This window comes from Pseudomonas sp. Root562 (assembly GCF_001427125.1).
Classification (GTDB): domain Bacteria; phylum Pseudomonadota; class Gammaproteobacteria; order Pseudomonadales; family Pseudomonadaceae; genus Aquipseudomonas.
In genome coordinates, this window is record NZ_LMGK01000011.1 from 17,494 (window position 1) to 30,212 (window position 12,719).

Consider the following 12,719-nt stretch of genomic DNA (forward strand, 5'->3'; position numbering starts at 1 on the left):
TGTTGTGAATCAAATACGCGAGCAAAAACGAAAACGGCCAACCCAAAGGTCAGCCGTTATTGATGCTTGTTACTGTTCATAAGGTTATGCGAGTCGCCCTCGTACCTCCTGCTTGACACCCCAGCCCTCAATGATGCCGCCCAAGGGCTCGACCACCGCTTCGAAACCCTGTTCGAAATCGCCGATATCATCGTAGGTGGCGTACATCACTTTGCTCAGTTCGAGCGCCCATGCGCCATCGTCGCGCACACTGATCTGCGCATTCAGGCATTCACCATGATGGAACTGTCGTGCCGCCCTGCGTGCCCGCTCCTCGTCCGGGAAAATGGCGTAGAACTCGATGGGGTGGAACCGTGAAAAATCAAAACCGCCTTCTTTCATGCGGCGCAACACGCTGCTGCTGATGTCTTCTTGATAGGCTGTGCTCATGAAACGTCCTCCTGAAACTGATGGATAGACTTTCCGTACTCCCTGACGCGCGCAACCCGATGGTGCGAACGCTTCGGCAACCGATGTGCCGACGGGAAACAAGCATGGAGCTGACAAGACCAGACCTTAGCGATCCATTCGCTGATCTCGCTTGCAGATTAGCCCCAAGATAGAGCCGCTGCCAAGGCCTGGTTGCGAATGTGACAGGAAGTGTTCAGTTTGGCGTGATGCCGAGGATTTGAATGCTGTTCTGGGTTTTCAGGCTTTTGACGCCCGCATCGGCGGTTCGCCCTTCCAGATCGTTCAGATCCAGTTCAGCGGCGACGGGAAGGAGTCGTTCCTTGATGAGTTTGGCGGCCTGCTCATGGCTTGGGCATTCCTCGCACTCGAAGACTTCGTCGATTGTTTCACCATGATCATCCACGAAAGTGACTTTCCACTTGGACATCGGAGCCTCCTCGATCAAACCCGCAAATGGGCTTACACCTATCTCGACCTGGGTAGCTGGCTAATCGTTCCAACGGATCAGTTGCAGCCCAAGTGCAATCAATGTGAGGGCTAGCCTGCTGCGGGCGGCGTTCCGAAGATTGCGATTCTTCAGACAGTTATCCAGTGACGGATATTTCGCCATCGCGAGCAGGCTCGCTCCCACAGGGAAACGCGTGGGACCTTAGGCCTCGGTCATATCCTGACGTTCCCACGCGGCCCGGCAATCGCCCAGATGATCAGGCCCAAAACCGGCAGCAACAGGATCAACAGCACCCAGAGGACTTTCGCCCCCGTTCCGGCGCCACTTTTCAGCACGTTGATGATTGCCCAGATGTCCAGGGCAAGAATGATCAGGCCAACCAGGCTGTTGAAGGTGGAACCCATAGTGACGCTCCCGAAGAGTGATCTGCCCCCTTAGGATAGCCGGCCATGGCCAGGGTTCCCTTTTATTGAAAGCTTACCGCCTCAGACGTGGATGGCGACTTTCAACGCTTCGAGGGATGGTGCCGCCGCAATGCCGACTTCGGCGCACAGCTCCAGCACCCGCGGCAGGTCATTGCCGTAGACCAGCACGACCTGCAACTCGTCATCGAGCAATTGGCTGAAGTTCATCAGTGTGTAACCGCCGTTTTCCTTGTTCAGGCTGCTCATCTGCACCTGGATGCGATTGAGCGCGGTCAGCGCTTCGGTCTTGGCCAACTGCTTGGGCTTGAGGTTGAAATCGACTCCCGGGCCGAACGAAGCGACGATCTGTGCGAAAAGGTCCATGTAGGTGTCGGCCTGGAACAGCACGGTTTCCGGCAGGCTGCCGACAACCACCCATTCACCCAACGGGATCGGGAAGGTGTCGTCGTAGTTGATGTCCGGGTTGGCCGTCAGAAAACCTTGAGGATCCGCGTAAGCCTGGGCCGCTTCGTCAGCGACTTTGTGGATTTCGTCATCACCCATGCACCCGGAGCTGATTTTGCTGATGAGTTCGACGAGTGCGGCTTTCATGGGGTAAATCCTGTAGCGAGGGAATTTTGAGGGCGCGAAGGATACCGCAGGTTAACCTCAAAAACGAAAAGATCGCAGCCTACGGCAGCGCCGGCAAGGAACACGCGTTCCCTGGTAAGAGCCGCCGAACGCTGCGATCTTTTTGAGGCAATCAGCCCAGCAGTTTTTCCAGCTGCGCGATGGTATCGGTAGCGCCCATTGTCCTGGCGGCATCCAGCGCGGTAATGCCATTGGCATCCTTGGCTTTGGCGTCAGCACCTTTGCTGATCAGGTAATCGACGACTTCGACGCGGTTGAACATCGCAGCCATCATCAGCGCCGTCCGGCCGTCGAATGACGAACCTTCCACCTGCGCGCCGCCTTCAACCAACGCCTTGATCACCGCCAGGTCACCCTTGAACGCGGCGCCGGCAATCGGGCTCTGGCCGTTGTCATTGCGGATTTCCGGATCGGCCTTGTGTTCCAGCAACACTTTCACCGTGTCCACATGGCCGTGATACGCGGCCAGCATCAGTAATGTGTCGCCCTTGTGGTTGCGCAGGTTGGGCGGCAGGCCCTTGCTCAGCAGCGCAGCCATCATGGCCGCATCGCCCTCGCGCGCTTTGTTGAATACCTGTTCGGCAAACTCGGCAGCTTCTTCGGGGGTCATCTGGCGGCTTTTGTCGGACATCGGGCACTCCATTGTGTCATTCGTAAAAGCCGACAGTTTCCCGAGCAGCCCCGACACTGTCACTTCTTTTTTCTGATGCGCACCTATAGCCACATTCAATGGCGCCGTTTTCAATAACGGTGTTTGCCAGCCTGAATGTCCGACAGCACTTGCCCGGTGACCTGCACGTAAGTGTCGGTACCAGGCAGCCAGGCGTAGATCGGGTCATCGCCGGTTTTGCCCGGATCGAAGGCTTCGTCCTTGAGCCGGGTCTTCTGGTACTTGAACGTCCCGGTGGTCTCCATTTTGACTTTCACCCGCAAGAACAACGGCACCGCATAGCTCGGCATCTGCTGACGGGCAAAGGCCAGCAGTTCGCTGAAATCCAGCGTCGCCAAAGATTCCGCTGGCGTAATGGCTGCCATGCCGGCGCGACCGTTGGTGTTGCGGATTTCCACGCCATAAGCCACCGCTTCGGAAATATGCGGGTACTGCAGGAGGATGTTCTCGACCTCGGTAGTGGAGACGTTCTCGCCCTTCCAGCGATAAGTGTCGCCCAACCGATCGACAAACTGGGCATGCCCAAAGCCAATGTTGCGCAGAAGGTCACCGGTGTTGAAGTATCGGTCGCCTTTCTCGAAGACATCGCAGAGGACGACTTTCTCGGTTTTCTGCGGATCGGTGTAACCGTCCAGCGGCGCCTTGTCGTCGATTTTGGCCAACAACAAGCCTTGCTCGCCTTTACCGACCTTGCGCATGAAACCATTGACGCCACGGATTGGCGCCCCGCTGTCGTGGTCATACGCCGCCAACTCCCACGCCATCAGGGAAAAACCCACGGTGTTGTCGAAATTCAGAATGTTGGTGAAACCGATATTACCGTCGCTGGCGGCATACAGCTCGCAAATGTGATCCACCGCAAAACGACTCTTGAAGTCGGCCCATGCACCGGGGCGCAGGCCATTGCCGATCATTTTCCTGACCCCGTGTTTGCCATCGTCGACACTGGGCGGTTGATCGACCAGATAACGGCACAACTCGCCCACGTAACCGATGGTCGTCGCCCGGTATTTGTGCACATCGCTCCAGAACTGGCTGGCACTGAACTTGCGGCGGATGGCGAATCCCGAGGCGCCGCTGACTGCAGAGCCCCAACACACACATAATCCGGTGGCGTGATACAGCGGCAAGGTGCAATAGACGACATCCTCGGGCCGCATATCCAGTGCAATCATCCCGAAGCTGGCGCAGCTGCGCATCCAGCGCCCGTGCTTGAACACACCGGCCTTGGGCAAACCCGTGGTTCCGGAGGTGTAGATGTAGAAACAAGGGTCATCGAAAAAAACCTGCTGGCTGCTTGCCGGATTTTCACTGTTGGCGTCGATGCTGGCGGTCATCAGATTGATGAATCCGAGCGGGGCAATTCCCGGATGGCTCCAGGTGTCCTGATCGGCGACAAACCAGGTGCGCGACGCATCGATCGACAGTTTCTCGCGCACTGCCAAAAACGCCGGGACCAACTCCTCGCCGACAACGATGGCAGCCGGCGTCACCAGGTTCACGCTGTGCACCAGGGTGTCGCGGGTTTGTGAGGTATTGAGCAGCGCCGAAATGGCACCAACCTTGGCCACTGCCAAAATTGTCACCAGCAGCTCCGGGCGGTTCTCGATGAACAGCGCCACCACGTCGCCCTTGCCGATGCCTTGGTCGATCAAATGATGGGCAATGCGATTGGCCCACTGATTGACCTGCGCATAAGTCAGCGAAACGTCGCCGTGCAGCAATGCCGGGCCATCAGGATTACGCAGGGTGGCTTGCTCGAAACTCCACCCCAGGCCACACGGTTGGGTCGGATCCTTGACGTTGGCTACCTTCATCCCCTTCACCACGCGTGGAATGGCTTTGGCGATGGCAGGCAGCTTGCGGAGCATCATGCTCCAGGTGATCGTGTCGCTTGATGTGCGGCTCATGGCTGCTCCCGTTCGATCTTTTTATTGTCGGGCGGCGTTGATTGAGCCCGAAAATACGTCAACGGTTCTTGAGCTGTACACGCGGTTTTTGAAATGTTTTGTATCTGCGATCTTGATCCGCGATCTTGATCTGCGATCTTGATCCGCGATCTTGATCTGCGATCTTGATCTGCGATCCGCGATGTCGACCGCAACGGTTCCGGGAAATGCAGGAGCGCATGCCTGCCCAATGGTTCAATCCAATTGCCGAGAAACCCGCAAAATGCAGGATGCACGATGGCTATTCATGCAATTTGCAAGGAAGTGAAAATCCATGCTTTTGATAAGCTATTGATTTATATAAGTTTTTTATAAAACAGGATACTGGCACAATCACTGCAACTCTCTCCCCACGCTTGCCATTCAAGAGCTAACGGAGCTGATAGACATGAGCCTGATCCAAGAAAAATTTTCGTCTTTGTTCTCCAACTTCGAAGTCACCACCCAAGCGCGACCTGACGGTGGAATCCTGCTGACCCTGCGTGGCGACGGCCGAGAATTCAAACGCTCGATTTCCTACCAGCAATTGCACAATGGCGATCAACTGTCGTGGGTCATCAGCGCGATTCGCCGCGACCTTGCCGAACAGGCCAGCGAACTGCCGCAAATCTCGATGTTGCAGAGCCAGCAGCGATTTGCACTGCCGACTTATCATTCGCTGTAAACGCTCAAAGCGCTGAAAAATTGTGGGAGCCAGCCTGCTGGCGATGCGGTGAGTCATTTAACGCTGATGTTGACTGACGCGCCCTCATCGCCAGCAGGTTGGCTCCCACAGGTTTTTTGTCAGTCTTCCAAACACGGAAACTGGCCGGCAATATCGTCGCCGGTGAAGTTGGCCTCACAGCCTTGCGGGTTATTGAACAGGCGGATCGCCACGAGATGCGGGTGCTCCCCCCTATCGAACCAGTGCCGGGTACCGGCCGGCACGCAAATCAGGTCGTTCTTCTCGCAGAACACGGCATAGACGTAATCGTCGATGTGCAGGTTAAACAAGCCACGACCGGCAACGAAAAATCGCACCAAATCTTCGCCAAGATGCTGCTCTTTGAGCATTTGGTCTTGTTGCGGGTGATCGCCGGTGACGCTGAGCACATCGACGTTGATGTAGCCGCGCTCAGTCATCAGCTTATCGATTTGCCCCTGATAGGCGGCGATCATTTCTTCCTTGCTCGCGCCGGGCTGGATTTTCGCAGCGGCTTGCCAGCGGTCGAAACGCACGCCGTGCTCGGCCAGGGTCGATTGAATGTCTTCGAGATGGGTCAGCACCTTGTTGGGAATCTCAGGGCTGGAGACGTGGTATACGGACAGGCTGCTCATCAGGGCAATTCCTTAACGGTTCATGGCAAGGACAGTGACCGGCGCTCACGGCCTGTCCTCTTGCATACGTATGGCAATGATAACCGCAGCCGCGACGGCGGCGAGGCTGGCAATACTAAAGGTCCATGCCGCGCCGAGAGCGTTCCAGCTGTAGCCGGAATACAACGCACCCATGGCGCCGCCCGTGCCGGCCAGCGCGGCGTACAATGCCTGGCCCTGACCTTGCTGGCGCGCACCGAAGCTCCGTTGCACGAAGGCAATGGCTGCGGCGTGAAAGCTGCCGAACGTCGCCGCGTGCAAGACCTGGGCAAACAGCAACACCCACAGAAATTCCGCCAACGTGCCGAGCAACAACCACCGCAGTGCCGCCAGCAGAAAACTCGCCAGCAATACCTGGCGTAACGAGAAACGCGCAAGAATTCTGCTCATGGCCAGGAACATCAACACTTCGGCGACTACGCCGACTGCCCACAGCATGCCGATCACGCCGCGGCTGTAGCCCAGGCGTTCAAGGTGCAGGGTCAGAAAGGTGTAATACGGCCCGTGGCTCATCTGCATCAACGCAACGCAAACGTAAAACGCCAGCACGCCGGGGCTGCGCAGTTGCTTGACAAACCCCTCTCCCGCCACCCGATTACCCGGAGCCGGCTGTGCGTTCGGTACCCACAGGCTGCTCAGCACGATGCCAGCCATGATCAGCACCAGCGCCGCCGGGTAGATGTCCAGGCTCAGCCATTCGAACAGACGGCCCAGCGCAACCACGGTAATGATGAAACCGATGGAACCCCACAGGCGAATCTGGCTGTAGCGCGAAGTCTGCCCTTGCAGATGCGCCAGGGTGATGACTTCAAACTGCGGCAGCACCGCGTGCCAGAAGAACGCATGAAGGGCCATGACCATCGCCAGCCAGGCGTAGGTCTTGCTGACGAAAATCAGCGAGAAGGTCAGTAATGTGCACACCGCGCCGAAACGCACGATCGCCAGCCGTCGACCGGTGTAATCGCCAAGCCAGCCCCAGATGTTCGGCGCCACGCAACGCATCAGCATCGGGATGGCCACCAGTTCGCCGATGCGTGCGGCGCTGAACCCCAGGTGATCGAAGTACAGCGCCAGAAACGGCGCTGTCGAACCGAGCAAAGCGAAATAAAACAGATAGAAACTGGAGAGCCGCCAGTACGGGAGCGCCGCCGCAACCATCAGATTGCAGCAGCTGCGAAGTCAGCCATTAGAGCTGACCCAGCACCGGCGTGCTCACGCGCACGTCGGCGTTCTGCCCACGGTGACGCAGCAGATGGTCCATCAGTACGATGGCCATCATCGCTTCAGCGATAGGCGTGGCGCGAATGCCGACGCAAGGGTCGTGACGGCCCTTGGTGATCACGTCCACCGGATTGCCATGAATATCGATGGAACGGCCCGGTGTGGTGATGCTGGATGTCGGCTTCAGCGCCAGATGCGCGACAATCGGCTGACCGGAAGAAATACCGCCGAGAATGCCGCCCGCATTGTTGCTGAGGAAGCCTTCCGGGGTCATTTCATCGCGATGTTCAGTGCCGCGCTGGGCGACGCTGGCGAAACCGGCGCCGATTTCCACGCCCTTGACCGCGTTGATGCTCATCAGCGCATGGGCCAGTTCGGCGTCGAGGCGGTCGAAGATCGGCTCGCCCAGGCCCGGCATCACGCCTTCAGCGACCACGGTGATTTTCGCGCCGACCGAATCCTGGTCGCGACGCAACTGATCCATATAGGCTTCCAGTTCCGGCACCTTGTCCGGGTCCGGGCTGAAGAAGGCGTTTTCCTCGACCGAATCCCAGGTCTTGAACGGAATTTCGATCGGGCCGAGCTGGCTCATGTAGCCACGAATCACGATGCCCTGGCTGACCAGGTACTTTTTCGCGATCGCTCCGGCCGCCACACGCATCGCGGTTTCCCGCGCCGAACTGCGACCGCCGCCGCGATAATCGCGTTCGCCGTATTTGTGGTGGTAGGTGTAATCGGCGTGGGCCGGGCGGAACAGGTCCTTGATCGCCGAGTAGTCCTTGGACTTCTGGTCGGTGTTGCGGATCAGCAGGCCGATGGCGCAACCGGTGGTGCGACCTTCGAACACACCGGAGAGGATTTCGACTTCGTCGGCTTCCTGACGCTGGGTGGTGTGGCGGCTGGTGCCGGGCTTGCGGCGGTCCAGGTCGCGCTGCAGATCTTCAAGGGAGATCTCCAGGCCCGGCGGGCAGCCATCGACAATGGCGACCAACGCCGGACCATGGCTTTCGCCCGCGGTGGTGACAGTGAACAGCTTGCCGTAGGTATTGCCGGACATGCAGGACGCTCCGTGAAATCGAACCCAAATACATAATGCGCGCCAGTATACGCAGGCTACCCAAGTAGTTCATCCTCGAACCTTATGGGTGTCAGCGAGTCCAACCGGCATCTTGATAATGATGGCGTGATGATGCTGCGAGTTTTGCTCTTGACCCTGACCTTGTTTACAGGCTTCGCCCAGGCCACCGTTCTGCAACGGCCGATCTCGTTGGACACCGGCAGTGGAACGCTTTTCGGCTCGTTGTTGTTGCCGAAATCCGACACGCCGGTGCCCGTTGTCCTGATCATTTCCGGCTCCGGTCCTACGGATCGTGACGGAAACAACCCCGATGGCGGGCGCAACGACAGCCTCAAGCGGTTGGCGTGGGTGCTGGCCAAACACAATATCGCCAGTGTGCGCTACGACAAACGTGGTGTGGCGGCGAGCCTGGCGGCCACGCCGGACGAGCGCAACCTGACGTTGGAAGCCTATGTTTCCGACGCCGAGGCCTGGAGTCGCAAGCTCAAGACTGATCCGCGTTTCGCCAAACTGATTCTACTGGGGCACAGTGAAGGCGCGTTGATCGCCAGCCTCGCCGCGCCCAACGTCGATGCGGCGGCGGTCATTTCCATGTCCGGCAGCGCCCGGCCAATCGATCAGGTATTGCGCCAGCAACTGAGCAATCGCCTGCCGCCGCCGTTGATGCTGCGTAGTAATGAACTGCTCGACAGCCTCAAGGCCGGGAAAACCGACGACAACGTGCCACCGCAACTTCAAGTGATTTTCCGTCCGAGCGTGCAGCCCTATCTGATTTCCCTGTTTCGTCAGGATCCGGCCGCTGCGTTCGCCAGGCTGAAAATGCCCGCGCTGATCATCCAGGGCAGCAATGACATTCAGGTCGGAGTCAACGATGCCCGGCTGCTCAAGGCGGCCAAGCCGGACGCCGAACTGGTGTTGATCGAAGGCATGAACCACGTCATGCGCATCGTGCCCAACGACGTCAAACGCCAACTGGCGTCCTACAAGGATCCGAATTTGCCCCTGGCAGCGGAACTGGGCGCGAAAATCCTCGAATTTATTGACGGACTTCGCTCCACTTAAGCGCTGTTTAACCGGTGTTGCCCTCCAGTCCTGAAAAAAACGGCCGATAAGCCTTTGTCGCCAGCGCAATGGCTGGTGACAAGTTGAGCTTGGACAGGATCTCGCCGTTATGACTGATACCCAGACTTCACCCGACACCACCGCTGAACAAGACGCACCGCCAGCGGTCGAGCTGCCATGGGCGGACGTCCACGTCGAGCACCATAAAATGCTCCGTCTGGCGCCGCTGCAGACCGATCGCAACACCGGTGGCCGCCCATTGCGCTTTGTCGAATTCGGCTATGCCGAACGCAACGACAAGCAGCACAGCCTGATGCGCATGAGCATTACCCTGCCCGGCCAGCGTGTGCGCAAGGAACAGAATCATCTGGACGTGTGGGTCGACCACGCCGAAAAACGCGTGCGTTTCGGCCCGGACAGCGGTTTGCAGATTGAACCGGTGAATCGGGGTATCGGTCGCTTCATGGCGGCTCAGGGCATCGTCTGGGCGAAAAAGCGCTGGCCTGGCTACACCGTCGATGGCGTTGACTTGAACAACAAGGACGCGCTGAACGAAGACACTCGCCTGCGTCGCGACCATTTTTTGCGGGTGCACGGCTTTGATGTGGTTTACGCCGATGCCCAGCATTTGAAGGGCAGCGTTAAAGAGGTGCGGGTCGGCGACCTGTTGAGCGATTGGAACACGGAAAAACTGCAGGTCGTGGAAATTCTTGAAGCGGCGCAAATGCTCCAGCAGGCCGAACAGAACCTGGCCGAGCAGGAAGTGAAACTCAAGAAACACGAAGAAAAGGTCAGCAAGTACAAACGCGAAGACGCCGGACTGCGCTTCACCATTACCTGTCTGGTGGCGTTTGCAGTGTTCCAGGCGGGGTTGTTGATCTGGATTGCCACGCACCGTTGATAGGTAGGCAGGGACTCATCTGTGGCGAGGCAGCTTGCTCCCGCTGGGTGCGATGCAGCCTCTTTCGGCGACCGCTTCGCGCTCGAGCGGGAGCAAGCTCCCTCGCCACAATATTTGTTGAGGTGGCTGATCGTTCCCACGCTCCGCGTGGGAACGCCTCAACGGACGCTCCGCGTTCGGCTCTTGGGACGCAGAGCGTCCCGGACTGCATCCCCACGCAGAGCGTGGGAAGGATCAGGGCAGGTCAGACGCGCGAGGCGAACAGCGCCTGATGATCGCGGCACTGTTGGGCTGACAACATGAAGACGCCATGCCCGCCTCGCTCGAATTCCAGCCAGGCGAAGTCCACTTCCGGGTACAACGCTTCGACGTGAACCTGACTGTTGCCCACTTCGACAATCAGCAAGCCCTTTTCGGTCAAATGATCAGCGGCCTGCGCGAGCATGCGCCGCACCAGGTTCAACCCGTCGTCACCGCACGCCAGGCCCAATTCCGGTTCGTGCTGGTATTCATCCGGCATGTCGGCAAAATCTTCGGCATCTACATACGGCGGGTTCGACACGATCAGGTCGAAACGCTGACCCGGCAAACCATCAAAACCATCGCCCTGCACGGTATAGACCCGCTCATCGACGCCGTGACGCTCGATGTTCTGGTTGGCCACTTCCAGCGCTTCGAACGACAGATCGGCCAGCACCACCTCGGCGTTCTGAAACTCGTAGGCGCAGGCGATACCGATGCAGCCGGAACCGGTGCACAGGTCGAGAATCCTTGCTGGCTCGGTGCCCAACCAAGGCGTGAAACGGTTTTCGATCAACTCACCGATCGGTGAACGCGGGATCAATACGCGCTCGTCGACAATGAACGACATGCCACAGAACCAGGCTTCGCCCAGCAGGTAAGCGGTTGGAATGCGTTCTTCGATGCGGCGCTTGAGCAACCGCTGCAAGCGAACCACTTCATCTTCTTCCAGGTTGCAATCGAGGTAACTGTCGGCAATTTCCCACGGCAAATGCAACGCACCCAACACCAGTTGACGGGCTTCGTCCCATGCGTTGTCGGTCCCATGGCCGAAAAACAGATCCTCCCCATGGAAGCGGCTGACGGCCCAACGGATATGGTCACGCAGGGTGCGAAGGCGGGAAGTGATCACGACGGCTAACTCCAGAAAAATCGACTGGCGATTCTACCAGTCAAACGACGCCACGACGACGCGAGAACAACGCGGGGGCAAATGTAGGACTAATCTCTTTTTTCAGTTCGGTATTGAACAAAACGGAGCACTTGACAACGCTACACGCCAGTAACGACGGTGCCTACAATAGTAGCGATTCACAGAAGCGCTCAGCCGGAGGACAATGTCGCAAAAGCCCCACTCGAAGGAGCCCCAGAATGTCCGTTCCACAAACGATGTTTCAACTCAGCGGCCGCGGTTATGCCGCCGCCAAACTGAGTCATGCGACCCTGATCATCATCGATGCCCAGAAAGAATACCTCAGCGGTCCTTTGGCCCTGAGCGGCATGGATGCGGCTGTCGCGAACATCAAAAAACTGGTGACTGCCGCCCGTGCGGCCGGTCGTCCGATCGTGCATGTCAGCCATCTCGGCACCGTTGGAGGGTTGTTTGATCCACGCGGCGAGCGCGGCCAGTTCATTCCTGGGCTGGAGCCACTTGACGGTGAAATCAAGATCGAAAAAATCCTGCCGAGTGCTTTTCATGGCACGGATCTGAAAAAACGCCTGGAAGACCTGGGTTCGGTAGACCTGGTGGTTTGCGGCTTCATGAGCCATTCCAGCGTCAGCACTACGGTGCGCGCAGCAAAAAACCTGGGGTTCCGTTGCACACTGGTGGAAGATGCTTGCGCCACCCGCGATCTGCCCTACAAAGGCGGCGTCCTGAGCGCCGAGCATGTTCAGCAGACCGAAATGGCGATCATGGCGGACAACTTTGCCGCCGTCGCCCAGACCAACGACCTGGTCTGAGCAGTGTTTACATGAGCGGCCTGCACCGCCGCTCATCCGCAAAAGCCTCTCATTAGCCGTAATTGTCTTAGCCTCAGGAACATCCCGGTCAACTCCCGGTCGAAGGGCCGATACCCATTGAGGAAGGTCGGAATGAAGTTATCCGATGGTTTTGACGCTCGCCGCTTACGGCCCAAAGGCCAAAGTAACTGGCGTTTTCGAATCGGCGCGGCGTTCGCTGCGCTGCTGGCGACGAGTGGTGTGTTGCTCGCCATGGCCGGCATCGCCAGCCTGTTGGGCCACGCCCCGGCCCTGGGTGAGATGAATACCAACCGGGTCGGTGCGGCAGTGATTCTGCTGATTGGCCTGTTCGTGCTGTACCTCGGCGTGTGGCTGTGGCGCCGCTGCCGTCGCCGCTCGCGACAGTCGCGGGAGCTGAACATGTCGCCGCACCTGATGAAAAAACACGACTGAGACCAAGGTCGCGGACCAAGGTCGCGAACCAAGGTCGCCACCGAATGCCGCGCACTTTGATGCGCGCTCATTCGCCTGGAGTTGGGTAAACTG

The 12,719-nt window shown here is 58.3% G+C and carries 15 protein-coding genes; 5 read left to right on the forward strand and 10 right to left on the reverse strand.

The annotated features are described in order from the left end of the window. Positions 1–84 precede the first annotated feature (84 nt). The 6 genes from ASD60_RS09835 to ASD60_RS09860 all read right to left on the reverse strand — a co-directional run bounded on the left by ASD60_RS09835 (position 85) and on the right by ASD60_RS09860 (position 4,533). Positions 85–429, reverse strand: a complete 345-nt coding sequence (locus ASD60_RS09835; RefSeq protein ID WP_056853818.1) for a ribonuclease E inhibitor RraB — start codon at positions 427–429, stop codon at positions 85–87. A 214-nt stretch (positions 430–643) separates the two neighbouring features. Beyond that, entirely contained in the window at positions 644–877 is a 234-nt protein-coding gene (locus ASD60_RS09840) for a hypothetical protein (protein WP_056853819.1), read from the reverse strand. A gap of 233 nt (positions 878–1,110) precedes the next feature. Further along, positions 1,111–1,302 carry a PLDc N-terminal domain-containing protein gene (locus ASD60_RS09845; RefSeq protein WP_056853820.1) on the reverse strand — a complete coding sequence of 64 codons (192 nt, stop codon included), beginning with the start codon at positions 1,300–1,302 and terminating at the stop codon, positions 1,111–1,113. Positions 1,303–1,383: 81 nt separating this feature from the next. Further along, the gene (locus tag ASD60_RS09850; RefSeq protein ID WP_056853821.1) at positions 1,384–1,914 is read right to left on the reverse strand and encodes a hypothetical protein; all 531 of its coding nucleotides are present in this window, start codon (positions 1,912–1,914) and stop codon (positions 1,384–1,386) included. 151 nt (positions 1,915–2,065) lie between these two features. Continuing rightward, a complete protein-coding gene (locus tag ASD60_RS09855; RefSeq protein WP_056853822.1) occupies positions 2,066–2,584 on the reverse strand; it encodes an ankyrin repeat domain-containing protein in 519 nt (172 codons plus the stop codon). Between the two features lie 110 nt (positions 2,585–2,694). Continuing rightward, the gene (locus ASD60_RS09860) at positions 2,695–4,533 is read right to left on the reverse strand and encodes a long-chain-acyl-CoA synthetase (RefSeq protein WP_056853823.1); all 1,839 of its coding nucleotides are present in this window, start codon (positions 4,531–4,533) and stop codon (positions 2,695–2,697) included. 427 nt (positions 4,534–4,960) lie between these two features. On the opposite strand from ASD60_RS09860, the gene ASD60_RS09865 reads away from it, so the two are divergent. Continuing rightward, positions 4,961–5,236 carry a DUF3509 domain-containing protein gene (locus tag ASD60_RS09865; RefSeq protein WP_056853824.1) on the forward strand — a complete coding sequence of 92 codons (276 nt, stop codon included), beginning with the start codon at positions 4,961–4,963 and terminating at the stop codon, positions 5,234–5,236. Between the two features lie 119 nt (positions 5,237–5,355). Here the strand turns inward: ASD60_RS09865 and ASD60_RS09870 are convergent, their stop codons facing one another. The 3 genes from ASD60_RS09870 to aroC are packed head-to-tail and all read right to left on the reverse strand — an operon-like array spanning position 5,356 to position 8,206. Next, positions 5,356–5,889: a 1,2-dihydroxy-3-keto-5-methylthiopentene dioxygenase gene (locus ASD60_RS09870; RefSeq protein WP_056853825.1), complete on the reverse strand. Its 534-nt coding sequence runs from the start codon at positions 5,887–5,889 to the stop codon at positions 5,356–5,358. Between the two features lie 45 nt (positions 5,890–5,934). Further along, positions 5,935–7,086, reverse strand: a complete 1,152-nt coding sequence (locus tag ASD60_RS09875; RefSeq protein WP_056853826.1) for an MFS transporter — start codon at positions 7,084–7,086, stop codon at positions 5,935–5,937. Between the two features lie 28 nt (positions 7,087–7,114). Beyond that, positions 7,115–8,206, reverse strand: a complete 1,092-nt coding sequence (aroC, locus tag ASD60_RS09880) for a chorismate synthase (RefSeq protein ID WP_056853827.1) — start codon at positions 8,204–8,206, stop codon at positions 7,115–7,117. A gap of 84 nt (positions 8,207–8,290) precedes the next feature. On the opposite strand from aroC, the gene ASD60_RS09885 reads away from it, so the two are divergent. Beyond that, positions 8,291–9,289 (forward strand): alpha/beta hydrolase, encoded by a 999-nt coding sequence (locus ASD60_RS09885; RefSeq protein ID WP_056853828.1) that lies wholly within the window; start codon positions 8,291–8,293, stop codon positions 9,287–9,289. Between the two features lie 109 nt (positions 9,290–9,398). Next, positions 9,399–10,190: a hypothetical protein gene (locus ASD60_RS09890; RefSeq protein ID WP_056853829.1), complete on the forward strand. Its 792-nt coding sequence runs from the start codon at positions 9,399–9,401 to the stop codon at positions 10,188–10,190. A gap of 244 nt (positions 10,191–10,434) precedes the next feature. On the opposite strand, the gene prmB is transcribed toward ASD60_RS09890, so the two are convergent. Continuing rightward, complete coding sequence (gene prmB / locus ASD60_RS09895) at positions 10,435–11,343, reverse strand: 50S ribosomal protein L3 N(5)-glutamine methyltransferase (protein WP_056853830.1); 909 nt, start codon at positions 11,341–11,343, stop codon at positions 10,435–10,437. Between the two features lie 239 nt (positions 11,344–11,582). Here prmB and ASD60_RS09900 point away from each other — a divergent pair, with 239 nt between their 5' ends. Next, complete coding sequence (locus ASD60_RS09900; protein WP_056853831.1) at positions 11,583–12,173, forward strand: cysteine hydrolase family protein; 591 nt, start codon at positions 11,583–11,585, stop codon at positions 12,171–12,173. A 132-nt stretch (positions 12,174–12,305) separates the two neighbouring features. Next, on the forward strand, positions 12,306–12,626 hold the full coding sequence (locus ASD60_RS09905; RefSeq protein ID WP_056853832.1) for a hypothetical protein: 321 nt from the start codon (positions 12,306–12,308) through the stop codon (positions 12,624–12,626). Positions 12,627–12,719 lie beyond the last annotated feature (93 nt).